This window comes from Acinetobacter sp. CIP 101966 (genome assembly GCF_000369725.1).
Taxonomy (GTDB): domain Bacteria; phylum Pseudomonadota; class Gammaproteobacteria; order Pseudomonadales; family Moraxellaceae; genus Acinetobacter; species Acinetobacter lwoffii_Q.
Genome location: NZ_KB850160.1, coordinates 423,548 through 448,666, shown reverse-complemented (window position 1 = coordinate 448,666; position 25,119 = coordinate 423,548). Strand labels below are relative to the sequence as shown.

The following is a 25,119-nucleotide window of genomic DNA, read 5'->3' as shown; positions in this document are numbered from 1 at the left end:
CTATTATAGTACTATTTTGATTCAGTTAAATACGTCACAGGTTTGTTTACCGCAACTTTCGTACCACCAAAATGTTCATCAACATATGCTTTTACTGCTGGCGTATGATACAACGCACCCACTTTTTGCAGGACTGGATCGTTTTGACGGTCTGCTGCAACAGCTAATACGTTGACATTCATTTTTGTGCTTTGATCGATTGGCTCATAGTAAATCGCATCTTTCAATACGTTTAAACCACCTTCCATTGCCAGGGTATTGCCCAGCACAATCGCATCAACTTCATCTTTTACACGTACTGCAGTCGCCATTTGAATTGGCTTAATCACGATTTGTTTTGCATTTTCGGTCACATCAGAAGTTGTACCTTTGACATTGTCAAAACCAGCTTTTAATTTAACTAGGCCTGCTGATTGTAAAAGTAATAATGCACGTGATTCGTTTGCGCCGTCGTTAGGAATAGCAATGGTTGCACCAGTTTTAAACTCGTTTAAAGATTTCACTTTGCTTGAGTAAATACCCATTGGCTCTAAATAAGTGGTAGATAGAGGTACAATTTTGGCTGTGTTGGCATCGTTGTAAGCCACCATATAGGCATAAGACTGGAATGCATTCACATCAATTTCTTTGTTGGCTACTGCCGTGTTCATTGACACATAGTCAGTAAAATTTTTCACATCAAGTTTGATACCGGCTGCTTTGGTTTCAGGCAGGGTCGCGATATAACGCCATACGTCTGCATCTGAACCGGTCGAAGCCATAGTTACAGTTTGAAGACCATTAGCATCTTTGCTTTGCGCTGCATCAGTGGCAGGCGCTTCTTGTTTACCACACCCAGTTAAAGTCAATACAGAGGCACTTAAGATAACGCCAAGTAACTTTTTCATGAAATTGTCCTAATTCTATTCTTGCCTAAAGTATAAGCATTTTTAAATCGTGTTAAATAAGAGTTTTATTACGATCTAAGTAGGTGGCTTGATCATTGCTGAGGAGGGCTTGAGATCGGAAGATGCAAGCGTGCAGCAACAGTTCTGGTGAACTTGATCAAGTCAGAGGCAGCCCAAATCTGATGTACTTGATCTATTTTGGAGAGAGAAAATAGATATTTTATAAGTACATGCCAAGGTTTATGTGCTCTGAAGTTGCGGATATCATAGCAATAAATCTATATTCGATATACTGGATAAAAAAGCCTTGCTTATCTCTTTAGTCGAATATAAAAAAAGATCTTTTAAAGAAAATATTAATTAAAACAATATATTATTTATATTGAAAATATAGTTTTAATAGATGTGTCTAAATAGTGATCTTTATAAGATTTTTTAAGATAGAAATATGAAAAATGCATATAGATAAATATAAAAAATATGTGATTTTTGGGAAATTAAGAAAATCCTATCATTAACGAGATAAATCTTTCCTTTATATTAACTTAAGCGAGTCAGTATCTGATCTTGGTTTCCTCTGGTCATGATATTACAAGCTTGTTTTAACAGAAGGGAATATGCAGATAATCCGAACGCTGTTTTTTGTAGAGTACGTGTCTACACAAGATATGATCGGCAGGTACAAGCGGATGATCAAACTCTCCCACTTTTTCTAAGCCAATGTTTTGCATGACACGTTCTGATGGCGTGTTGACGCATGCAGTAAAAGAAATGACTTTTTCAAGTCGTAGAGTTCTAAAGGCATATTTCAGTACCGCTTTGGCTCCTTCAGTGGCATAGCCTTGATTCCAGTATTGCGGTAGCAAGCGCCAGCCAATTTCAGGGGCATCGGCAATTTCAAGTTCAAATGGATGCACGTGTAAGCCGATAAAACCGATGAATTCGCCTGTAGCTTTGAGTTCTACGGCAAAGAGTCCCCATCCACGTGTTTCTATGGCAGTACGAATACGTTCAATAAATGCAGTTGCTTCAGTCGCATCGAGTTTTTTAGGGAAGTAGCGCATGACCTCGTCATCTGCACACATTTGGATAAATGGCGCAGTGTCGGAGTCTTGCCATTGGCGCAGGATCAGGCGAGGGGTTTGAAGGTGAATAGTCATTAGGTATCTTAATTTGGTTACGATTTTTTAGTTTCGTTTAGGGATTTGCTCTTTAAACTCATTAAACTGTTTCGTTTTATAGTCCAAAGATATTATATCCTCGACTACGTCTAAAAATGTTTTTACCATTTCCTCTTCAGGTCTAAAGCCTCTATGGTTAGAAGCATTTCCACCCTCAATAATCGTATTTAATATTTCATATTGTGTCTTACTAATATGTTTGTCCTCTAACATTTTTTTGAGCTTTCTTTCAAATCCTCCTATATCGCCTACTTTTTTTACTAAGTATCTATCTATTAGAGTTCGAATTCCTGAAAGAGCTAAAATAAATAATCCTTTTTCGTAGGCTGAAATGACTTCAAAGAAGAGCAACAGATCATCTTTAGGTAGATCGAAAGACCATTTTTTTTCATGCAATAATGATTTGTTGAATCTGGGAAAACTCGTACTTGATATCTAATAAGATTCGCATTTCCCTAAGTTCTCTAAATCAGATTTTATTGAAGCCCATTTTTGGCTAGTGTTCTCATCAATATCTTTTACATGAAATGAGTCTAAATGTAATGATGGCGCATTACATTTTTGACATTGGGTGAACTGGTAGGCATCAATGCTGTAAGTCCATAGTGAGGTTGCTTGATCAGTCGTTATATTTTTTGAAAAACCTTCGATAACTCTTGGGTGGATTGTTAAATTCAATCTATTTTGTGGAGTATCGTGCTTACATTCCCAGCAATATTTCCAAATATACATATATTCAACTTCTTATTTTAGTGATGTGCAAAAGAGTAAATTATTTATAGGCGTATGAATAGTTCTGTGGATTGTATAAGCAAATAAAAAAACCCCGAAAGAATCGGGGTTTTTTATACTTAAATAAAATTAAGCATTTTCACGCACAATCGCACGGTAACCAATGTCTTTACGATATTGAACGCCGTCGAACGTTACTTTTTGGCAAAGTTCTAAAGCTTTTGCTTGTGCTTCACCAATGGTATTACCCAGTGCAGTCACGCAAAGTACACGACCACCAGCAGTGACGATATCGCCATTTTCATTGGCTTTAGTACCTGCATGGAACACTTTCGCATCAGTCATTTCAGTGTCTAAGCCTGAAATCACATCACCATTGCTTGAAGTTTCTGGGTAGCCTTTTGACGCTAAAACGATACCAACAGTCTTGCGCTCATCCCATTCAGCTTCAGCAGGTAAGTTACCTGCAATACCAGCTTCAACGAGATCCACCAAAGATGATTTTAAACGCATCATGATCGGTTGAGTTTCAGGGTCACCAAAACGACAGTTAAACTCGATTACTTTTGGTTGACCTTTGTCGTCAATCATCAAGCCAGCGTATAAGAAACCAGTGTAAACGTGACCGTCTTTTTTCATACCTTCAACGGTAGGACGCATCACTTCATTCATGGTTTTTTCAAACACATCAGCAGTCACAACAGGTGCAGGAGAGTAAGCACCCATACCGCCGGTGTTCGGACCTTGGTCGCCTTCAAAAATACGCTTATGGTCTTGCGATGTTGCCATTGGCAAGATGTTGTCGCCATCAATCATACAAATGAAAGATGCTTCTTCACCCGCAAGGAATTCTTCGATCACAACGCGAGAACCTGCATCGCCAAACTTGTTACCTGCAAGCATGTCATCAATTGCTGCAAATGCTTCTTGATTGGTCATGGCAACGATTACGCCTTTACCTGCAGCAAGACCATCAGCCTTGATCACGATTGGCGCACCATTTTTCTCAACAAATGCTTTCGCAGCATCTACTTCAGTAAATACGTCATAGAAAGCCGTTGGAATGTTATGGCGTTTAAGGAAGTGTTTAGCGAATGCTTTAGAGCCTTCAAGCTGCGCAGCAAATTGAGTTGGACCCCAAATTTTAACGCCAGCTTCACGGCATGCATCTACAACACCATTTACAAGTGGTGCTTCAGGACCAACAACCACTAAATCAACCGCATTGCTTTTTGCAAAGTCGATAATCGCAGCATTGTCTAAAATATTTAAGGCAACATTTTCGCATTTATTTTCTGTTGCAGTACCTGCATTACCCGGTGCTACAAATACTTTTGCGACTTTATCATCTTGCGCGATTTTCCATGCAAGTGCATGTTCACGACCACCATTACCCAAAACTAAAATATTCATTAAAAAAAATCCTTCTGAAATAGAATCCCCCTAAATCCCCCTTTGATAAAAGGGGGACTCCCTTCGCTCTACTATGATATAGAAAACCCTCCTTTATTAAGGAGGGCTAGGGAGGATTTAAAATTAATTAGTGACGGAAGTGACGCATACCAGTAAACACCATTGCAATACCAGCTTCGTCAGCCGCAGCAATCGTTTCTTCATCACGCATAGAACCACCCGGTTGGATAATGCATTTGATACCCGCTTTCGCAGCGTTATCAATACCATCACGGAATGGGAAGAATGCGTCAGATGCCATTACCGCACCTTCAACTACTAAGCCAGCATGTTCAGCTTTGATTGCAGCAATACGAGCTGAGTTTACACGGCTCATTTGGCCAGCGCCGACACCAATGGTTTGACGGTTTTTAGCATACACAATCGCGTTAGATTTTACGTATTTCGCTACTTTCCAAGCGAAGATCATGTCATCGATTTCTTGTTCAGTCGGCGCACGTTTGGTGACTACTTTAAGATCATCTTTAGTGATCATGCCCAAGTCTTGATCTTGAACTAACAAACCACCGTTTACGCGTTTGTAGTCAAGTTGCGATTGACGCGCATCGATTGCTGGAAGTTCGCCACATACAAGTACGCGTACGTTTTTCTTCGCGCCTGTTACTTCAAGAACGCCTTCAGCAACGCTCGGTGCAATGATCACTTCAACGAATTGACGATCTACAATCGCTTGTGCAGTTGCAACGTCTAATTCACGGTTGAATGCAATGATACCACCGAAAGCAGATTCAGGATCTGTTGCATACGCAAGATCATAAGCTGCTTGAATACCGTCTAAAGATACTGCAACGCCACATGGGTTAGCGTGTTTAACGATCACACAAGCAGGCTTCGCAAATGATTTCACACATTCAAGTGCTGCATCAGTATCTGCGATGTTGTTATAAGAGAGTTCTTTACCTTGAAGCTGTTTCGCTGTTGAAACAGAAGCTTCAGTCGCTGTGTCTTCTACATAGAATGCAGCAGCTTGATGCGGGTTTTCACCGTAACGAAGGTCTTGAACTTTGTTCAATTGAGTATTGAAAGTACGTGCAAATTTGTCTGCCTGACCTTCTTCTTTACCTACGCGAGCGCCTAAGTAAGATGCGATCATGCCGTCATATTGAGCAGTATGTTCAAATGCTTTTACTGCTAGGTCAAAACGAGTTGCATGAGATAAAGCACCCTCAGCTTTAAGCTCGGCAACGACAGTTGCATAGTCAGAAGCATTTACGATGATACCTACAGATGCATGGTTTTTTGCTGCAGCACGAACCATGGTAGGACCACCGATGTCGATGTTTTCGATAGCATCAGCAAGTGAACAGTTTGGTTTGGCTACCGTTGCAGCAAATGGATAAAGGTTTACAACGACTAAATCAATAGCATCAATGTTGTGTTCAGCCATCACAGCTTCGTCTAGACCACGACGAGCCAGGATACCCCCATGAATTTTTGGATGTAGTGTTTTTACACGGCCGTCCATCATCTCTGGAAAACCTGTATGCTCCGAAACTTCAACTACAGCCACATTATTGTCTTTCAACAATTTGTAGGTACCACCTGTAGATAAAATTTCTACCCCTAGAGCAGCAAGTTCTTGTGCAAATTCAACAATACCAGTCTTGTCAGACACAGAGATTAAAGCGCGTTTAATAGTCATGATCTTCGTCACAGTTTTCAAGGAACAGAATAAAACAAAATCAGCAATTTACAGGTTAAAAAAAATGCCTGCGGAAGCCGCAAGCATTTTATCATTTATTCACTCATTAAACCGTGAGCTTTTAACTTTTTACGTAAAGTACCACGGTTGAGTCCGAGAATCTCGGCAGCACGTGTTTGGTTACCACGTGTATATTCTAGAACTACAGATAGAAGAGGTTTCTCCATTTCTGCTAGCACCATGTCGTATACCTGAGATGGTTGCTCGCCCTGCAGTTGTGCAAAATAGTGGCGAACTGCGCGATCTACGTGGATACGTAAAGCAACATCAGATTGTGCAGTAAAAATAGGAGATTTGCTATTCATGCGAATTAATCCGAAAAACAGATATCACTTGGGTAAAGTGATATATAAAAGTGGTCTAGAAATTGAAATGAACTCCATTTTAGATCCTAAAACGGAAGTTCTAAAACTTAGTCATTACATTGAGCCTGTAGCTTGACACATCTCTGCGATTTGGTCGAAAAATAAGCGTAACAATAGTTAAAGTTTTGTTACTGACCAAAATCAAAACAAAAAAATCTGCACGATACGCAATAAATTTTATAGCGCATTAGGCAAGACTGTATTTGTTGTGAAAAAGTCGCGAGGAGTTGCAGCACATAGCTTTCGTGGCGCGTATCATACCATTGTCTAAGCAAAAGTGAGCAAGAAAACTGCATTTTTTTTAACTTTTTTTAATTTTTTAATGCTTTCTCAGCAGATTAGGGGCGAATTATTTCCAAAGTATAGCGATCAAAGCTTTTACGATCGACTGGAAGCTTAAATTTGAATTTAAACGGGCTGTTTTTTGGGATGCGCTGAATATTGACCAGACTTTCAATCAGGTACTCTTCGGAGGACAGGTTATAAGTTGCAATCACTTCACCGCGATGTTCCAGATTGATTCTTAAAATCGGTAAGGCCAGGCTACGGTCATGAAAATTGATCAGCTCACCGCTAAACTCAGCTTCATTATTACCGGTTGCCTTGATTTTGACTTTATTGGCCTGAATCAGTGTGTAGTATTTTTCCAGATTGGAACAATTAAACACTTCACAGGCAGTGTTAAAGGCCAGGCTCATAACGTGACTGTTTTTGATGTATTGCGGATTGAACCAGAAGAATTGAAACATCAGCAGGCTGAACAGTGACAGATTGAGTAAACTCCAGCCTATATAGTACATTGGCCCGCGTTTAGTCTGTTTTTCTGCCTGATCTTCCCAATTCATGCTCGGTAATACTGAAATTGGCTCGGTACTGAAATAATTCAGGTTATTTAAATAGGTTTCCAGGTCAATATTGGAATGTTCAACTTTTTGATCAAAAATCTGTAGCAGGCTATGACGATGCTGCTGATCCGTGTGATAAACACCTGGTCTATTTTGAGCATCAGTTTTGCTGAATTCGCTGGAGTTCGACTGAGCCTGAGACATTGGGGCGGTGACCGAATTCCGGGTTTCGGTCACCAAATGCGATAAGGCATTAAACGAAGTAGTACATTTGGGACAGCAAACCATACCCTGCGCAACGGTGAGTTGAGCAACTGTGACCTTATAGGTGGTGGAACAGGTAGGGCAATGGGTTCTTTTGTCACTCATGGATTATTTATAGGCTCATTCGTTCTTATGGCGTTTACCCGAGATACGGCACCAGTGCTCATCTCGTTTTTCTACCTCTAATATATCAAAATAATTTGAGTAAATGCTAGTAACATCAGCAACTTGCTCTTCAATAACACCCGCAAGTGCGAACTGTCCCTCAGATTTAATTAAAGTTGCGAACTCAGGAGCCAGCATCATTAGTGGTGCTGCCAGAATATTGGCAACAAATACGTCAGCTTTGGTATTGCCGAGTTCATCTCTAAATTCTTCTGGCAGTCCGACATAAAGCTTGTCCAGTACGCCATTCAGTTCAGCGTTTTGCTGAGTCGCCAGTACAGCTTGTGGATCGATATCCGTGGCATATGCTTTTTTCGCACCTAATAAGAGTGCAGCTACCGCGAGAATGCCTGAGCCACAGCCATAATCGATGACAATTTTATCTTTCACATTAATTTTGCCGAGCCATTGTAAGCACAGGAAAGTTGAAGCGTGGTTGCCTGTTCCGAAAGCCAGCCCTGGATCAAGCTTGATGTTTACCGCATCGGCATCAGGTGCTTCCATCCATTCGGGTACGATCCAGTATTTATCAGCAATCTGAATTGGCTCATAGGCATCCATCCAGGTGCGTTCCCAAGCCTGATCTTCAATCAGTTCATGACGGATCGGAGCATCTGGCATTTGTGCACGAATAAAGGTTTCTAGTGCGGTAACATCAATTTCTTCGCCTTCTTCCTGCGCATAAATACCGGTCACAATCACTTTATTCCAGAGTGGTGTTTCACCTGGAAGTGGTTCCAGCAAATCCTGGTTTTCAGCATCATCCAAAGTCACACTCACTGCGCCTAGCGAGCTGAGTAATGTCTCAGTAAAATCAACCTGAGCCTGTTCAACCGTAATATGAATTTGTAACCACTTCACAGAAATAACCTTTATACATTTTTCAAAAAGCTATTGTAACGGAAGTTCAGACTCAACGCTGCTATCTTCTTGATCCATTCCCAAAATAAAAAGGATGCCTGAGGCATCCTTTGAACAGTTCCAGAGCTTATCTAGTCCAGATTCGTTAAAGGTGTTTGCGCCGGGAGTGGTGCAAGCCGGTTCAACAGACTGCCAAAAATTGCAGCAAAGATATACATAAAGATAGAATAAACCGCGGCTGGCATCGCCACAGCAGCACTGCCAATCACGGTCAGGGCAATGGTCATGGCGAGGGTGCTGTTATGAATGCCAATTTCAAATGCACTGGCACGGGCTTGAGCGCTATTAATATTCAGTAGTCGCGGAATCAGATAACCAATACTCAGGCTCAGGATGCAGAACAAGGCAGTCGCCAGACCCACCTGGGTCAAGTATTCACCGATATTGCTGCGCTCTTTGATGAGTGTGGCAATAATAATCAGCACCAAAAAGCCAATCGAAAAAATCCGCAGCGGCCGATTCAGTTTTGCTGTCACGCCTGGTGCATAGCGCCGAATCAACATGCCAATTCCCACCGGAATCAGGATGATCGCAAAGACTTGCAGAATCTTGCCGAATTGCAGGCCAACTTGCTGGCTATCCTGCATAAAATGCATGATCGAAAAATTAATAATTAAAGGTAAGGTAATCGCTGCGATGACTGAGTTGATAGCAGTCAAAGTGATATTGAGGGCTAAGTCACCTTTAAACAGATAGCTAAACAGGTTGGCTGTTGCACCCCCGGGCGAAGCCGCCAAGAGCATCAACCCGACTGAGAGTAATGGGGTTAAAGCGAATAGCTTGCAGAGTAAAAAGGCAATGCCAACCAGAATAACCAGTTGGCAGAACAATGCTATAAATACGGCTTTGGGGTGACGAGTGACACGGCTAAAGTCCCGAGGCGTCAGTTCAAGGCCCAGTCCCATCATGATGATTGCAAGTGCCAGCGGCAGTAATATCGTTATAAGGCCAGAATCCATCTGTATGCTCCTTGTCGAAAATTGTTTTAATACTTCTGATTTTCTTTAGAAAAGCATACAGCCTTATAGCAGAATCAGCCAAATAAATTACAAATCTGATAAACGACTTTTATTGCTATACACCACTTGCTGGCGACTAATCAGCACACCGAAAATAGTGGCGAAACTGTACATGAAAATTGTATAAATGCCTGCAGGAATAGCCATCGTGACATTATTTAAGACCGATATCGCAATGGTTAGGGCAATGGCTGTGTTATGAATGCCGATTTCAAAGGTACAAGCACGTGCCATTTTCTCTGGAATGCCCATGAGTAGAGGGATGCAATAGCCAATAAACAGGCTGGAAAAACATAAAATCGCAGTTGCTGTACCAATATTGGCAAAGTATTCGACCAAATTCGAACGTTCTCTGAAAATGGCGAATATGAATAGGATGGTTAGAAAACCGATAGAGAGTAAGCGCATGGGCCTGCTGACTGTAATCGACAGGTTTGGAAATTTGGCTCGAAGCAGCATACCCATGATCACGGGAATCAAGGTAATTAAAAAGACCTGCACAATCTTTTCAACTGGAAAAGTCACGTTTGAGTCATGACTCATAAAGTAGTGTAAGGACAGATTGATAATAAAGGGCAGAGTAAAAATAGAGATGATGGTATTAATGGCGGTTAGAGTAATATTCAGTGCTACATCACCTTTATATATGTAGCTAAACAGGTTTGCGGTTGGGCCACCAGGTGAGGCGGCTAGCAACATCAGACCTACAGCAAGCAAAGCGGGCAAGTCCAAAATCAGACAAATAAAAAAAGCAATACTGGGTAACAGCACTAACTGCGCAAATAAAGTAATAAAAATGACTTTAGGATAGCGACTTAAGCGCAGGAAATCTTTGATGGTGAGTTCTAGCCCCAGCCCCATCATCATGATTGCCAATGTAATTGGCAAAAAAACGCTAAAAAACCCCGAATCCATGAATTTGCCTTTTTATTATACATTTATAGATATATTTCGAGTTTAGCCTAGATGAATAAATAAGCAATAAAAAACGGGCAAAATGCAGTCACTTTGCCCGTCAAAGCTTTTACTTGAAATCTAAACTATTTAGATATATATCGGCTACATACCTGGCTGGCCTTGCATTGGTGAGTCAGGCTGTGCTGGCTGGTTCATCTGATGCTGCATTGGTTGATTTTGCATCGGTGGCTGCATAGGCTGACTTTGCATTTGCGGCTGCATTGGTTGGCTTTGCATCTGAGATTGTCCCTGAGGGCGTGGTGGCATAAAGCCTAATGCGCATTTACCTTTGACTTCGGTACCATTAATGGTGGCAGTGGTTGCACCACTGTTGCCGCTACAAGTACTCATGAGTTCGGCTTCATCGCCTTTGATTGAAGCGTTTTTGGATGAAGCGAAAAACTGCTGTTCACAGGTACCATTCCAGATAATGCCGCGATGGGCAAAACTGACTTGTGCACCTTGGGATTTGCCTTTACAAACCTGTTGGTACTTTTGTGCATTATAAATGGTTTCGACCTTATCATTCGCTGATGCAGCAAACGGCGCAAAACATAAACCACATAGAACGGTTGAGAGGAAAATATTCTTATTCATCTTTTATACCTTTGTTTGTAATGTAACCAACATATAGATTAAAAAATGCGCGAGATTAAACAATGCAAATCGAGTAAATTTCTCAGCTTATATGTTTAATTTATATAGTCCCTCTGCAAAGTTAAATTACAGTGCTTTAATGTTGTGCGAGTTAAGTGCGATTTATCTGAGGATAAATTCTACTGAATTTGTCTACTTTAGAGTGAAATTTGCTATAATGCTCAGCTATCCTTTTTTATCTCTCAATTACCACTATGCATTATCCTAAAGTATACGATGTTATTGTTATCGGTGGCGGTCACGCCGGTACGGAAGCGGCTCTGGCTGCAGCGCGTATGGGTCGACAGACTTTACTCTTAACTCATAACATTGAGACTTTAGGGCAGATGAGCTGTAACCCGGCCATCGGTGGTATTGGTAAATCGCATTTGGTGCGTGAAATTGATGCTTTGGGCGGTGCGATGGCACTGGCTGCCGATAAAGGCGGTATTCAATTCCGTATTTTGAACTCGCGTAAAGGTGCTGCAGTACGTGCAACACGTGCGCAGGCGGACCGTGTACGTTATAAAGCGGCTATTCGCGAAACATTAGAAAACCAAGCAAACCTTGATATTTTTCAGCAAGCCGCAGATGACCTGATTGTTGAAGGCGATACCGTTAAAGGTGTGGTTACCCAAATGGGTATCCGTTTTGATGCGAAAACTGTGGTGCTGACAGCAGGTACATTCTTAGGTGGTGTCATCCACGTTGGTCTGGAGAAATCTAGCGGTGGTCGTGCTGGTGATCCGCCATCTATTTCACTTGCACATCGTTTGCGTGAATTAAACTTGCCAGTAGGTCGTTTAAAAACAGGTACACCACCACGTATTGACGCGCGTTCAGTGGATTTCTCTGTGATGACACCACAGCCGGGTGATTTCCCATCTCCGACCATGTCATTCATGGGGGATGTGTCTATGCATCCTGAGCAGGTAAATTGCTATATCACGCATACCAATGAACGCACGCATGAAATCATTCGTGGCGGTTTAGACCGTTCACCGATGTACACGGGTGTGATCGAAGGTGTTGGACCACGTTATTGCCCATCGATTGAAGATAAGATTCACCGTTTTGCCGATAAAGATTCTCACCAAGTCTTCTTGGAGCCCGAAGGCTTGGATACACATGAGCTTTATCCAAATGGTATTTCGACTTCTTTACCGTTCGACGTTCAGTTTGAACTGGTTCGCTCGATCCGTGGTATGGAAAATGCGCACATTCTTCGTCCGGGCTATGCCATTGAATACGATTATTTCAACCCACAAGCGTTGAAATTTACCCTTGAAACCAAAGCAATTAATAACTTGTATTTCGCCGGTCAAATCAACGGCACAACCGGTTATGAAGAAGCGGGTGCGCAAGGTTTGCTTGCAGGCTTGAACGCTGCACGCCGTGCTTGGGATCAGGAGCAATGGACGCCAAAACGTGATGAAGCATACATGGGTGTTCTGGTTGATGACCTGATCACATTAGGTACCAAAGAACCATACCGTATGTTCACCTCACGTGCCGAATACCGTTTGATGCTGCGTGAAGATAACGCAGATCAGCGTTTAACAGCCATTGGTCGTGAAATGGGTCTGGTGGATGACGCGCGTTGGGCAGTGTACTGTGAGAAAATGGAAGCAGTGGAAAAAGAAACAGGCCGTTTGCAACACTTGTGGGCCGCACCAAATAACCCAATGGGTAAGAAATTCGTTGAGATGACCGGTGCAGACCTGTCTAAAGAATGTTCGGCGATTGATTTGTTGAAACGTCCAAACATTTCATTTGCTCAAATTGCAGAGTTAACCAATTCTGAAGTATCACCATTTGTCGGTGAGCAAATTGAAATTGCAGTGAAATATGCGGGTTATATTAATCGTCAGCATGAAGACGTCGCACAAATGAAACGTCTTGAAGAAACCCGTATTCCTGCGGATTTCGATTATGACATCGTGTCAGGTCTGTCCCGTGAAATTACCCTGAAACTGAAAGATGTTCGTCCTGAAACATTGGCGCAAGCCAGTCGTATTCCAGGTGTAACCCCTGCAGCAGTTCAACTGGTGATGATTACAATTCGTAAGAATGCACAAGCAAAGAAATCTGCTTAAGATTTTGCGCTAAAAAAGCCCGCATTAAGCGGGCTTTTTATCGGCTTGTAGTTTTGTATAAGTTTTGACTATCGTTGAATTAAAAATAACTACAATTAAATTAAGTATTTGATAAATATATATAATAAATATTATTAAGATGTGTTAAGTCTATAAATACAATCTTTTAGGTCTAATTTGGAGGGTATTTACACATGTTGATGTGCTTAAACCCGACTATTGTCGTGCTATTTCTCTATCAAGATTAGGTTAAGAATAATGCAACGGATCGTCACACTATCAAACGGTTTGTGAATTATTGATGGAGATCAGTCATGGCGCAGCCATATAGCGGAAAAGCCCAAAAAATATTAACCATATTCTTATGTTTTTGGGTCGCATTTTTTGAAGGTTTTGACTTTCAAGCTCCCGGGATTGCAGCGAAAGGAATTGCGGCAAGCTTTAGTTTAGATCAAATCCAAATGGGCTATGTATTTAGTCTGGGTGTCTTTGGAATGCTGTTTGGTGCATTCTTTGGCGGACGTATTGCAGATTATCTAGGACAAAAGAAAGTCCTGATGCTTTCTGTGACTATTTTTGGTCTGTTCATGTCGCTGACTGCAATTGCGCCCAGCATCGAAGTTTTATATGCAGCGCGTTTCTTTACTGGTCTGGGTTTAGGTGCGGCAATGCCAACCATGATTTCAGTCGTCGGTGATGAAGCAACCGAAGCCAACCGTGGCAAGCTAAATAGTCTGATGTATTGTGGTTTACCGGTAGGGGCGATCTTTGTTGCCGGTCTGGCCATGCTGCTTCCAGAGATTCAATGGCAAACCTTATTCCTGATTGGGGGATTAACACCTTTAGCACTGATTCCATTAATGGCGTTTATTCTTAAAGATAAGCCTAAAGTGAATGCGGAAGTACCGGTTTCTGGCGAAGCTGTGCCGGGAATGGCTGAGGTGTTGTTCAAGCAGCGACAGTATAAAAATACAGTGCCTCTTTGGGTTGGCTTCTTTTTTACCTTGATGATCAATTATATTTTGATTAGCTGGTTGCCAAATTTACTTATGGAACAAGGTTTGCAGAAACAGCAGGCATTTTTGGTGATGTTGGTGTTCCAGGTGGGCGCTGTCATTGGAACCCTGAGCCTAGGTTATTTACTGGATCGTTTAAAGCTTTGGCAAATGGCGACCATCATTTATAGTGGCTTGTTTGTTGCCTTGGTATTGTTATTCACCACAACTTCTATTCCGTTATTAATTTTGGCGGGAGTCATGGGTGGCATTTTCTCTACGGGTGGTCAATTTATTCTATATGGGATCTCACCGATTTTTTACTCAGGCGCAGGCAAAGTGACAGGCGTGGGCAGTGCGATCTCTTTAGGGCGTTTAGGGGCGATGACTGGACCATTATTAACTGGAAAAATTCTGGCATTAGGTTTGGGCACCACAGGTATTCTTGTGGCAAGTTTACCAGCAGTGGTCGTATCGGCAGTAGCCGTCACCGCACTATCACGTTATAAGGCTGCTCATAAGTAATTAATCATTGAGATCTATCAATACAAAAAGGGAATCTGAAGATTCCTTTTTTTATCGTCGAGACTTTTAATTGAATAAAGTCAGTCCATAAAATTTGCTAAAATATACGGATAGTAAACAGATTGATTTTTATATGGCTTATCAACTTATTCAACTCTCGATTCAGGCCACCGATAATATTGCCTGTCCGCATTGTCAGCACAACGTGATTGATTGGGCAGAAGAGCAATATGTGCAACCTTGTGAACATACCCTGTTTATTGCCATGGATATAGGCTTTGAATATATGACCGATGAATTCGAGCACAGCATGCCGCGTTCTGTAGATGATTTGCATGCCAATGATGATCAGGTGAATATGCTGGATGAAATCACCCAAGCGACTTATTCAAATTATCTGATCTATAAGTCTGATCTGGGCATAGATGGGTATTTCCGCTATGTGGGTTTTACTGCATAGATCATCATCAATAAAAAAGCGCCAATCGGCGCTTTTTTATATGGAAAGATTAACTTTCTATTTCTTCTTCGATTTCATCATCCGTAGTATCCATGCCCAATTCTTTAAGCTTGCGCGTTAAAGTATTGCGACCCCAACCTAGAAGCTCTGCGGCATGACGTTTACGGCCACGGGTTTGTTGCAAGGCTGCATTGATCAAGGTGCGTTCAAACATTGGCGTCGCAACATCCAGAAGTTTCATTTCACCATTTTTGAGTTTCTGCATCGCCCATTGACCCAGCAATTCATCCCAGTGATGCGGTGCGATCTGGTTTAGCGTTGGAATTGGCGCACCCGGATCCTGCTGATGAATTGGAATCTGTTTCAGCTCAGGTGGCAAGTCTTCAGGATAGACTTCACGACCTGTGATCATGACAGTCAGCCAGCGACAGGTATTTTCAAGTTGACGCACATTACCTTGCCATGGCAATTTCTGCATATATTCTTGGGTTTCAGGACGTAATATCTTTGGGTTGACCCCAAGTTCTTTACCGGCACGTGCCAGAAAATGCTGCGCCAGCATCGGAATATCTTCACTGCGATGTGCCAGTTTTGGAATATGAATACGAATTACATTCAGGCGGTGATATAAGTCTTCACGGAAACGACCATCATGGACCAGTTTTTCCAAATCCTGATGTGTTGCAGCCACGATACGCACATCGACCTTAACCGGAATATGACCGCCAACTCGGTAGAACTCTCCATCGGCTAGGACACGCAATAAACGGGTCTGGGTCTCAAATGGCATATCGCCAATTTCATCTAAAAACAGCGTACCGCCATTTGCCTGTTCAAAACGACCTTGGCGCTGGGTATTAGCACCGGTAAATGCACCTTTCTCATGGCCGAAAAGTTCAGTTTCGATCAGGTCTTTTGGAATCGCCGCCATATTGAGGGCAATAAAAGGTTTTGAGCTGCGTGGTGAATGACGATGCAGGGCATGCGCTACCAGTTCTTTACCTGTACCAGACTCACCATTAATCAACACGGTAATATGCGATTGTGATAAACGGCCAATGGCACGAAACACTTCCTGCATGGCAGGCGATTCACCAATAATTTCGGTAGATTGAATTGGTGGAGCCGCTTTTGCTGATTCTTGTTGCTGTAGCTTGGTGATATGTAAAATTGCACGATTTACCAGCGCCAGTGCTTCATCAATATCAAAAGGCTTAGGCAGATATTCAAAAGCACCAGTTTGATAGCTAGAAACAGCCGATTCTAAGTCTGAATGCGCCGTCATAATAATGACAGGTAGGTCAGGATAACTGTGTTTAACCTTGCCCAGGAAGGTAAGTCCATCAATACCCGGCATGCGGATATCGGTCAAAATCACATCGGGTGCTTCCAGACTCAGTTGGTCTAGTGCAGATTGTGCTTCTTCAAAACTGGTCACATCCAGACCTTCCTCTTTAAAGGTCTTTTCCAGTACCCAGCGCATGGCGCGATCGTCATCAATCACCCATATTTTATTTCGCGACATGATTCGACTCCCAAGGTAAATATAAGCTAAAGACGGTTTTTCCAGCCACGGACTGACACTCGATCATGCCGTTGTGCTGATGAATAATATTTTGAGCAATACTGAGGCCCAGTCCGGTACCTTTTGCGCGACTGGTGACCAGCGGATAAAACACCGATTCGATAATCTCTTCCGGCACACCTGGACCGTTGTCTTCAATATCAATCCTTACTACAGAGCGGTGAATCACCCCGTTAATGGTAAAGAGACGCTGAATCCGGGTTCTTAAAATCAGTTCCGGTTGATGTTCGACAAAGAACTCCTTGTTCTCGGTCATGGCCTGTACGGCATTGGCGCAAATATTCAAAATGACCTGAATCAATTGGTCGCGGTCTGCCAGAACTTCCGGTAAGGACAGGTCGTAATCCCGGGTAATCTTGATTTTCTTTTTGGTCTGATTGGCAATCAGTGAACGCACCCGTTCCAGAGGTTCATGCACATTGACCAGTTCATAGCTCGGAAGCTGGCGTGAACCGAGCATGGTATCGGCCAGATTTCTGAGTCGATCCACTTCGCTAATAATAATGTCGGTAAATTCTTTGTATTGTGGATCATTCAAACTGCGTGCCAGGAGTTGAGTCGCCCCGCGAATGCCACCCAAGGGATTCTTGATTTCATGCGCAACACCGCGAATCAGCTGACGCGCTACCTGATGCTGTTGCAGCAGATTTTCTTCACGAGAGATTTTTAACATGCGATCGCGAGGATTGAGTTCGATGAGCAGTAGCGGATGATAAGGTTTGCCCAGATTTAGCTGAGAAACAGTGTAGTCAACATGAATGTCTTTAAAGTTGACCAGAATAGTGGCTTCGCGGCGTGTATAAGGCTGTCCCGTAGTTAAAGTATTATTCAGGGCTTCTTCGGTATTAAACTCATCTGTCGGGTTTTGCAAAATATTGAGCACGGATGTGCCGCTCGCGCGGAATAAGCTCACATCAAATAAGGCTTCACAGGCAGAATTCAGATAATAAATATTAAGATCGCGGTCTATCAATAAGATACACGTGGTCATATTGTCCACTAAAGCACGATAGTCGATCGGAATAATTTGATCCATTCGCGGGTTTGTTCCTGTATTAAAATGGCGCAATGGCATCTTCATAAAGCAATTTAATCAATTTTAAGTTCTGATTTGATGCAAGATGCACGCCAACTTTTATGACGAGAGATTATTTATTGCGATGAAATGCAGAAATGTGACAGAGCAACACAATTCATCTTAGATATAGCGGATTAAATTGAGGCTGTAAATCTAAAATGATTCATTTTGGTGCATGAGTGGGTATGTTGAATATTTTATGGCAATATTTTAGTGCATGATGCAAAGAGTCAGGTTTTCAACTATTTTTATGATGCGAAAAGACATACAATACGCGCATTCTAGTAGAGCGAAAATTCATGAAGTCCCCCAAAGTCGGTTTTGTATCTTTAGGTTGTCCTAAGGCATTGGTAGATTCTGAACGTATTTTAACCCAGTTAAAGACTGAAGGTTATGACGTCGCTTCGGATTATGACGGTGCTGATTTAGTTGTAGTAAATACCTGTGGTTTCATTGAATCCGCAGTGCAAGAATCGCTCGATGCGATTGGTGAGGCGATGAGCGCGAATGGTCGCGTGATCGTAACAGGTTGTCTAGGTAAAGACGAAGACAAGATTCGCCAAATGCATCCCAATGTCCTGAAAGTGACAGGTGCAGCGGCATATAAAGAAGTTATGGATGCGGTTCATCAATACGTACCTGAGCCGCCAAAACACAATCCATTTATTGATCTGGTTCCAGAGCAAGGCATCCGCCTGACGCCAAAACACTATGCTTATCTGAAAATATCTGAAGGCTGCAACCATCGTTGTACCTTCTGTATTATTCCAAGCATGCGTGGCGATCTGGTTTCACGTCCAGTTGGTTCTGTGCTTGAAGAAGCTGCAGCGCTGAAACGTGCCGGTGTAAAAGAAGTACTCGTGATCTCCCAGGATACTTCTGCTTATGGCCTGGACACGAAATACAAGCTGGATTTCTGGAATGGTCAGCCGGTTAAAACCAAATTCTATGACATGTGTGAAGCATTGGGTCAGTTGGGAATCTGGGTACGTTTGCACTATGTTTACCCATATCCGCATGTAGATGCAGTAATTGACCTGATGGCACAAGGCAAAATCCTGCCTTATCTGGATATTCCATTCCAGCACGCGAGTCCAAAAATTCTCAAACTGATGAAACGACCTGCGCACAGTGAAAATACACTGGAGCGTTTGAAAATCTGGCGCGAGAAATGTCCTGATCTGGTGTTGCGTTCAACATTTGTGGTGGGCTTCCCGGGTGAAACTGAAGAAGACTTCCAGATGTTACTGGACTGGCTGAAAGAAGCCCAGCTGGATCGTGTGGGATGTTTTACCTATTCGCCAGTTGAAGGTGCGACAGCAAATGATTTGCCAGATCACGTTCCTGAAGAAATTAAACAAGAGCGTTATGAGCGTTTCATGCAGGTTCAGCAAGAAATCTCGGCAGCCAAACTCCAAAAACGTATCGGTCAGACCATGACTGTGCTGGTAGATGACCTGGAAGATGAATTCCCGGTAGCGGTTGCGCGTTCTTATGCAGATGCACCTGAAATTGATGGTAATGTTTTTGTTGAAGATATCGATAAAAGCGTCATCAAGGCGGGGGATTTACTTGAAGTCGAAATTACTGATGCAGATGAATACGATCTGTATGCAAAACTCATTTCAATCAAGTCTGCTTAAGATTTTGAATTAAAAAAATTTAAATTGAATACTTTGGAGTTTGATGATGTTGGATTCTAAAAAGCCACGCTTTGGTCGCATCCTGTTAAAGCTTTCTGGTGAAGCGCTGGCAGGCAATAAAGACATGGGGATCGATGCACAAGTGCTCGATCAGATGTCACTTTCTATTGCGCACCTCGTGGGTTTAGGCGTACAAGTAGGTATTGTTGTGGGTGGTGGTAACCTGTATCGCGGTAGCCAGCTACAAAAAGATGGTCTAGTTGGTCGTGTAACTGGCGACCAGATGGGTATGCTGGCAACAGTCATGAACGGTTTGGCACTTCGCGACGCTTTGGTGCGCCGTAATATTAAAACCCGTTTAATGTCTGCATTGCCAATTGGTGCCGTGGTTGAGTCTTACTCAAGCCGTGATGCAATCCGTCACCTGACTCAGGGTGAAGTGTGTGTATTCGTGGCAGGTACAGGTAATCCGTTCTTTACGACAGATACAGCTGCCTGTTTACGTGGTATTGAAATCGAATCAGACTTGATCTTGAAAGCGACCAAAGTTGATGGCGTATATAATAAAGATCCAAGCAAATATGATGATGCGGTTAAATATGACACATTGACTTTTGACCAAGTTCTGGACGAAAAGCTGGGTGTGATGGACTTAACTGCAATCTGTTTATGTCGTGATCACAATGTGCCGCTACAAGTATTCGATATGAATAAATCTGGCGCATTGCTTTCCGTTGTGATGGGTGAAAAAGAAGGGACTCACGTTACCAATTAATGACGTGAGCACCAAAGCACTTTATACTACACGCTAATTTAGTAATAACCTCTTTTCAAGAATTAAGTAAGGAAGATCATATGATTAACGATCTTAAAAAAGACAGCGAAGACCGTATGAACAAAACTCTAGAATCTCTAGAGCATGGTTTTGCAAAAGTTCGTACCGGTCGTGCGCATCCATCAATTTTAAATAACGTGATGGTTTCTTACTATGGTTCAGACGTTCCATTGAACCAGGTGGCAAACGTAGGTGTTGAAGATTCACGTACTTTGTTAATCCAGCCTTTCGAACGTTCAATGGTTTCTGCAATTGATAAAGCGATTCGTGAATCTGATTTGGGTCTGAACCCAATTACAGCAGATGCGATTCGTGTACCAATGGCTGCGTTGACTGAAGAAACGCGTCGTGACATGCAGAAAGTTGCGCGTAATGAAGCAGAAAATGCCAAAGTGGCGATCCGTAACATTCGCCGTGATGTATTGGGCGATATCAAGGCTTTGTTGAAAGAAAAAGAAATTTCTGAAGATGAAGAGCGTCGTGCTGCTGACGAAATCCAGAAAATTACCGACAAATTTGTTGCTGAAGTTGACAAGCGCTTGGCTGCGAAAGAAGCTGAATTGATGAAGGTCTAATTCATCGATGACCGTTGCTGAAGAAAATCCCCGTCTTCCGAAACATGTTGCCATCATCATGGATGGCAACAATCGTTTTGCCAAAAAAAATCAGATGCAAAAAGGTGATGGACACCGTGAAGGAAAAACGGTTCTGGATCCGATTGTTGAACACTGTAAAAAAAGAAATATCCAGGCTTTAACTGTATTTGCCTTTTCAAGTGAAAACTGGAATCGTCCACAGTTTGAAGTTGAATTGCTCATGAAATTGCTGGTTGATACCATTCATGAACAATTGCCCCGCATGGAAAAATTCAATATTGCCTTACGCTTTATCGGTGATCGCAGCCGTTTGTCCCCAGAATTACAGGGACTTATGTTGCATGCCGAACAAAGGACTGCTAATTTCAATAGTATGACACTCACTATTGCAATCAGTTATGGTGGTATGTGGGATATGGCACAAGCTGCACAGCGAATTGCTAGCGATGTTTTAACAAATAAATTAGATCTTGATGCAATTAATACTGATGTATTTGGTCAATATGTCAGCCTCGGTGATTTACCTGCAGTTGATCTGCTGATTCGTACGGGTGGAGATTTCCGTCTTTCGAATTTCCTGTTATGGCAGGCAGCCTATGCAGAGCTTTATTTCACTGAGACGCTATGGCCAGAATTTACCGTTGAAGAACTTGATGATGCACTTGCCGTATTTGGTGGGCGTGAACGTCGTTTTGGTAAAACATCAGAACAGATTCATCAGGAAAAACTTGAGAATTAATACATGTTTGAGCGGATTATAACCGCATTGGTGTTGGTAGCAGTTGTACTGAGCTGTATGTTTGCTACCGAATCACATTATCCAATGTTTGTATTGATGGTTCTTGCTGCTGGGGTGGCCGGCTATGAGTGGTTCAAACTCATGCCGCGAAAATTTAAACATGTCATCAAACCTGTTGCTTGGGGATATGGAGTGCTCACTGCGGCACTTTCAGCTTTGGCATTGTATTTTGCCGAAGTTGCCTTATTGTTATGGGTAGCTTCTATAATTACCTGGTTGCTCAGTATTTACTGGGTTAAAACCTATCCTGAATATGATGGCTGGTACAACGCCAGCCTGCACGGAATCGGCGTAGTTCTGATCTCTGCTGCGGTTACTGCAATTTTCTCTGTCTGGCAAAGTTCACCGTGGTGGCTGATGTACCTGTTTTTACTGGTATGGGGCGCAGATAGTGGTGCATATTTTGTGGGTCGTAAATTTGGCAAGAAAAAGCTGGCGCCGAATGTTAGTCCTAATAAATCCGTAGAAGGGCTGTATGGCGGTATCGTTACTTCAATGCTGATCGTGACGGCAGTTGCCTTGCTTTATCTGGATATGACTTGGCCAGAACTGATTTTATTTCTGATTCTATCTGTCGTTACAGTATTTAGTTCGGTACTGGGTGACCTGTTTGAATCCATGATCAAACGTCGTGCCGGTATTAAGGATTCAGGTCGAATTTTGCCAGGACATGGCGGAGTACTGGATCGTATTGATTCTTTGCTTGCTGCAGCTCCAATCTTTGCAGCAGGTATGGCTGTTTTAAAACTTATTGGTGTAGATTTATAAATGTCACAAGCAGTTTGTATACTGGGTGCTACAGGTTCCATTGGTCAAAGTACTTTAAAAATCTTGCAGCGACATCCTGAAGCATACTCGGTTTTTGCTGTGACCGCGCAAAGTCGTATTGATGAGCTGGTCGAAATTTGCCAGCAATACCGTCCTAAAGTGGCGGTGGTACCGGCTGAAAAAGTAGATGAACTTTCAAAACTACTTCAGCAACATCATTTATCTGATATTGAAATTCTGCAAGATGAAGCCGGTTTAATTGCTGTGGCTGAACACGCGGATGTTGATATCGTCATGGCGGCAATCGTTGGTGCAGCAGGCTTGTTGCCGACACTGGCTGCAGTGAAAGCGGGTAAGCGCGTACTGCTGGCCAATAAAGAAGCTTTGGTGATGTCAGGTGACATCATGATGCAGGCAGCGCGCGATCATGGGGCATTACTGCTTCCCGTGGATTCCGAACACAATGCGATTTTCCAATGTCTGCCACAGCATTATTTTGAAGCAGAGCGTCATGGCAAGCCCAAACTGGGTGTGTCCCAGATTCTACTGACCGCTTCAGGTGGCCCATTTCTGAACCACAGCATGCAGCAACTTGAAGAGGTCACACCTGCCCAAGCTTGCAAGCATCCTAACTGGTCCATGGGTCAAAAAATTTCAGTCGATTCTGCTACCTTAATGAATAAAGGTTTAGAATTGATCGAAGCCTGTCATTTGTTTGCAGTTCAAGAACAATTTGTTACAGTTGTTGTGCATCCACAGAGTATTATTCACTCCATGGTTCAATACGTTGATGGTTCGACTTTGGCACAAATGGGTAATCCGGATATGGGCACGCCTATTGCACATGCATTGGCATGGCCTGAGCGTATCAGTACGCATGTGGCACCACTGGATCTGTTTATGCATTCACAACTTAATTTTCAAGAACCGGACATGCTCCGTTTCCCTGCATTAAAATTGGCCCGTCAGGCCATGCAGAGTGGCGGAATTGCACCTACGATTTTAAATGCGGCCAATGAAATTGCAGTTGCTGCATTTTTAAATCAACAGATCAGATTTACCCAAATTCCTCAGGTAGCTGAGCACGTCCTGAATCAGATGGACAATCAACCTGCACATGATCTGGAGGCTATCTTGCAAGCAGATCAAATGGCACGAGGTTTATCACAGCAATACGTTGTGAATAAAGGAAGTTAAGATATGAATGCCTTGTTTATGATTGCCGCTGCAATTCTCTTACTCGGTCCCTTAATTGCGATTCACGAGTTCGGTCACTATATTGTGGCGCGTAAACTGGGCGTTAAAGTATTGGTCTATTCGATTGGATTTGGGCCAACATTATTAAAATGGACCTCGAAAAAATCCGGAATTCAGTATCAGTTGTCTGCCTTACCTTTGGGTGGCTATGTCAAGATGCTGGATGAGCGTGAAGGTAATGTCGCTGAAGAGGACTTACCCAAAGCTTTCAATCGTCAGCATCCGTGGAAGCGGATTGCCATCGTGGCAGCGGGTCCATTCATCAACCTGATTTTTGCAGTTCTTCTATTTTGGGTGTTATTTTTACCAGCTCAAGAACAGCTCAATACCCGGGTAGGCAAAGTTTTACCAAATACACCTGCTGCAACAGTACAAATGCAGCCGGGCGACAAAATTATAGCTGTGGATGGTACTCAGGTAGAAACTTGGGAAAAACTCAGTTATGCCTTGGTGGATCGTGTTGGTGAAACTGGCGTGGTTTCTATTCAGGCAGATCGTGCTGGTGAAAACAAACTGTTCCAGTTGCCGATTCAAAACTATTTAAAAGATCAAAGTCAATCGCCACTTGAAAGTTTGGGTTTCTTGCCTTATCGGCCAGAAATTCCGGCTGTAATTAGCAAACTGACTGAAGATGGTGCAGCCATCCGTCAAGGTTTGAAAGAAGGTGACAAGATTCTGGCTATTGACGGCGTTCAGATGAAAGACTGGTTTGATGTGGTGCAGGTGGTACAGGCATCTCCAGAAAAATTACTCAAAATGGATGTTTTACGCGAAAATAAGGTGGTTCAGCTAGAAGTCATGCCGCAAGGCAAACGTGACAATATGGGCAATGTGACCGGTATGCTGGGTGTACACAGTGATCCGGGTAAAATGACCATTCCTGCAGAATATAAACAGACCATTCATTACACGCCAGGTGAAGCGTTGGTAATGGCATTTGATAAAACAGCACATTTATCTTCGATGATTCTGAACTCGATTGTCAAAATGGTACGCGGTCTGATTGGTCTGGATAATTTATCAGGTCCAATTACCATTGCCAAAGTGGCAGGACAAAGCGCAGAAATGGGCTGGGAAACTTTTATTTCCTTTATGGCGCTAATGAGTGTAAGTTTAGGAATATTAAATCTACTGCCTATTCCAATGCTTGATGGCGGACATCTGGTTTACTATTTTGTTGAATTAATTCGTGGTAAACCTGTTTCCGAACAAATACAATTGGTTGGGTTAAAAATTGGTATGGTACTGCTCGGCAGTATGATGCTTCTGGCATTATTTAATGATTTTATGCGTTTATAACAACGTAAATGGAATAAATTAACAGCGGAAAAGACT

Annotated in this window: 23 protein-coding genes; 10 read left to right on the top strand and 13 right to left on the bottom strand. The window is 42.6% G+C overall.

Features of this window, described 5'->3' with window-relative positions; all coding sequences use genetic code 11:
- Positions 1-11 precede the first annotated feature (11 nt).
- From F891_RS08135 to F891_RS08085, 11 genes are all read right to left on the bottom strand, one after another.
- The gene (locus F891_RS08135) at positions 12-887 is read right to left on the bottom strand and encodes a MetQ/NlpA family ABC transporter substrate-binding protein (RefSeq protein WP_005263086.1); all 876 of its coding nucleotides are present in this window, start codon (positions 885-887) and stop codon (positions 12-14) included.
- A gap of 602 nt (positions 888-1,489) precedes the next feature.
- Entirely contained in the window at positions 1,490-2,047 is a 558-nt protein-coding gene (locus F891_RS08130; protein ID WP_005263084.1) for a GNAT family N-acetyltransferase, read from the bottom strand.
- Between the two features lie 27 nt (positions 2,048-2,074).
- Complete coding sequence (locus F891_RS18285; RefSeq protein ID WP_005263082.1) at positions 2,075-2,464, bottom strand: DUF4145 domain-containing protein; 390 nt, start codon at positions 2,462-2,464, stop codon at positions 2,075-2,077.
- 465 nt (positions 2,465-2,929) lie between these two features.
- Positions 2,930-4,213: a phosphoribosylamine--glycine ligase gene (gene purD, locus F891_RS08120; RefSeq protein ID WP_005263077.1), complete on the bottom strand. Its 1,284-nt coding sequence runs from the start codon at positions 4,211-4,213 to the stop codon at positions 2,930-2,932.
- Positions 4,214-4,340: 127 nt separating this feature from the next.
- Positions 4,341-5,915, bottom strand: a complete 1,575-nt coding sequence (gene purH, locus F891_RS08115) for a bifunctional phosphoribosylaminoimidazolecarboxamide formyltransferase/IMP cyclohydrolase (RefSeq protein ID WP_004646700.1) — start codon at positions 5,913-5,915, stop codon at positions 4,341-4,343.
- A 95-nt stretch (positions 5,916-6,010) separates the two neighbouring features.
- The gene (gene fis / locus F891_RS08110) at positions 6,011-6,280 is read right to left on the bottom strand and encodes a DNA-binding transcriptional regulator Fis (protein ID WP_001086304.1); all 270 of its coding nucleotides are present in this window, start codon (positions 6,278-6,280) and stop codon (positions 6,011-6,013) included.
- A 398-nt stretch (positions 6,281-6,678) separates the two neighbouring features.
- Positions 6,679-7,554, bottom strand: coding sequence for a DUF3426 domain-containing protein (locus tag F891_RS08105; RefSeq protein ID WP_005263075.1), 876 nt, complete (start codon positions 7,552-7,554; stop codon positions 6,679-6,681).
- A gap of 15 nt (positions 7,555-7,569) precedes the next feature.
- Positions 7,570-8,475, bottom strand: a complete 906-nt coding sequence (gene prmA / locus F891_RS08100; RefSeq protein WP_004279896.1) for a 50S ribosomal protein L11 methyltransferase — start codon at positions 8,473-8,475, stop codon at positions 7,570-7,572.
- Between the two features lie 131 nt (positions 8,476-8,606).
- Positions 8,607-9,494 carry a bile acid:sodium symporter family protein gene (locus F891_RS08095; RefSeq protein ID WP_004646703.1) on the bottom strand — a complete coding sequence of 296 codons (888 nt, stop codon included), beginning with the start codon at positions 9,492-9,494 and terminating at the stop codon, positions 8,607-8,609.
- Between the two features lie 87 nt (positions 9,495-9,581).
- Positions 9,582-10,469 (bottom strand): bile acid:sodium symporter family protein, encoded by an 888-nt coding sequence (locus F891_RS08090; protein ID WP_005263073.1) that lies wholly within the window; start codon positions 10,467-10,469, stop codon positions 9,582-9,584.
- 144 nt (positions 10,470-10,613) lie between these two features.
- Positions 10,614-11,108, bottom strand: coding sequence for a hypothetical protein (locus tag F891_RS08085; RefSeq protein ID WP_005263072.1), 495 nt, complete (start codon positions 11,106-11,108; stop codon positions 10,614-10,616).
- Positions 11,109-11,362: 254 nt separating this feature from the next.
- On the opposite strand from F891_RS08085, the gene mnmG reads away from it, so the two are divergent.
- The 3 genes from mnmG (at position 11,363) to F891_RS08070 (ending at position 15,223) form a co-directional block, all read left to right on the top strand.
- Complete coding sequence (mnmG, locus tag F891_RS08080) at positions 11,363-13,243, top strand: tRNA uridine-5-carboxymethylaminomethyl(34) synthesis enzyme MnmG (RefSeq protein ID WP_004279892.1); 1,881 nt, start codon at positions 11,363-11,365, stop codon at positions 13,241-13,243.
- A 314-nt stretch (positions 13,244-13,557) separates the two neighbouring features.
- Positions 13,558-14,763 carry a 3-(3-hydroxy-phenyl)propionate transporter MhpT gene (mhpT, locus tag F891_RS08075; RefSeq protein WP_005263070.1) on the top strand — a complete coding sequence of 402 codons (1,206 nt, stop codon included), beginning with the start codon at positions 13,558-13,560 and terminating at the stop codon, positions 14,761-14,763.
- Positions 14,764-14,896: 133 nt separating this feature from the next.
- Positions 14,897-15,223 (top strand): hypothetical protein, encoded by a 327-nt coding sequence (locus F891_RS08070; protein ID WP_005246639.1) that lies wholly within the window; start codon positions 14,897-14,899, stop codon positions 15,221-15,223.
- Positions 15,224-15,272: 49 nt separating this feature from the next.
- On the opposite strand, the gene glnG is transcribed toward F891_RS08070, so the two are convergent.
- Both glnG and glnL read right to left on the bottom strand, forming a co-directional pair.
- On the bottom strand, positions 15,273-16,748 hold the full coding sequence (gene glnG / locus F891_RS08065) for a nitrogen regulation protein NR(I) (RefSeq protein WP_004279889.1): 1,476 nt from the start codon (positions 16,746-16,748) through the stop codon (positions 15,273-15,275).
- Complete coding sequence (glnL, locus tag F891_RS08060; protein WP_005107202.1) at positions 16,735-17,844, bottom strand: nitrogen regulation protein NR(II); 1,110 nt, start codon at positions 17,842-17,844, stop codon at positions 16,735-16,737. The genes glnG and glnL overlap by 14 nt, the downstream gene beginning before the upstream one ends.
- 341 nt (positions 17,845-18,185) lie before the next feature.
- Between glnL and rimO the strand changes: the two genes are divergently transcribed.
- The 7 genes from rimO to rseP all read left to right on the top strand — a co-directional run bounded on the left by rimO (position 18,186) and on the right by rseP (position 25,083).
- A complete protein-coding gene (gene rimO / locus F891_RS08055) occupies positions 18,186-19,529 on the top strand; it encodes a 30S ribosomal protein S12 methylthiotransferase RimO (RefSeq protein WP_005263068.1) in 1,344 nt (447 codons plus the stop codon).
- Positions 19,530-19,575: 46 nt separating this feature from the next.
- Positions 19,576-20,304 carry a UMP kinase gene (gene pyrH, locus F891_RS08050; RefSeq protein WP_004279886.1) on the top strand — a complete coding sequence of 243 codons (729 nt, stop codon included), beginning with the start codon at positions 19,576-19,578 and terminating at the stop codon, positions 20,302-20,304.
- An 80-nt stretch (positions 20,305-20,384) separates the two neighbouring features.
- A complete protein-coding gene (gene frr / locus F891_RS08045) occupies positions 20,385-20,939 on the top strand; it encodes a ribosome recycling factor (protein WP_004279885.1) in 555 nt (184 codons plus the stop codon).
- 7 nt (positions 20,940-20,946) lie between these two features.
- A complete protein-coding gene (uppS, locus tag F891_RS08040) occupies positions 20,947-21,699 on the top strand; it encodes a polyprenyl diphosphate synthase (protein ID WP_005263065.1) in 753 nt (250 codons plus the stop codon).
- Between the two features lie 3 nt (positions 21,700-21,702).
- The gene (locus F891_RS08035) at positions 21,703-22,527 is read left to right on the top strand and encodes a phosphatidate cytidylyltransferase (RefSeq protein WP_004279883.1); all 825 of its coding nucleotides are present in this window, start codon (positions 21,703-21,705) and stop codon (positions 22,525-22,527) included.
- A complete protein-coding gene (gene ispC, locus F891_RS08030) occupies positions 22,528-23,724 on the top strand; it encodes a 1-deoxy-D-xylulose-5-phosphate reductoisomerase (RefSeq protein WP_004279882.1) in 1,197 nt (398 codons plus the stop codon). It abuts the gene before it with no gap.
- A gap of 3 nt (positions 23,725-23,727) precedes the next feature.
- Positions 23,728-25,083: an RIP metalloprotease RseP gene (rseP, locus tag F891_RS08025; RefSeq protein WP_005263062.1), complete on the top strand. Its 1,356-nt coding sequence runs from the start codon at positions 23,728-23,730 to the stop codon at positions 25,081-25,083.
- Positions 25,084-25,119: the final 36 nt, after the last annotated feature.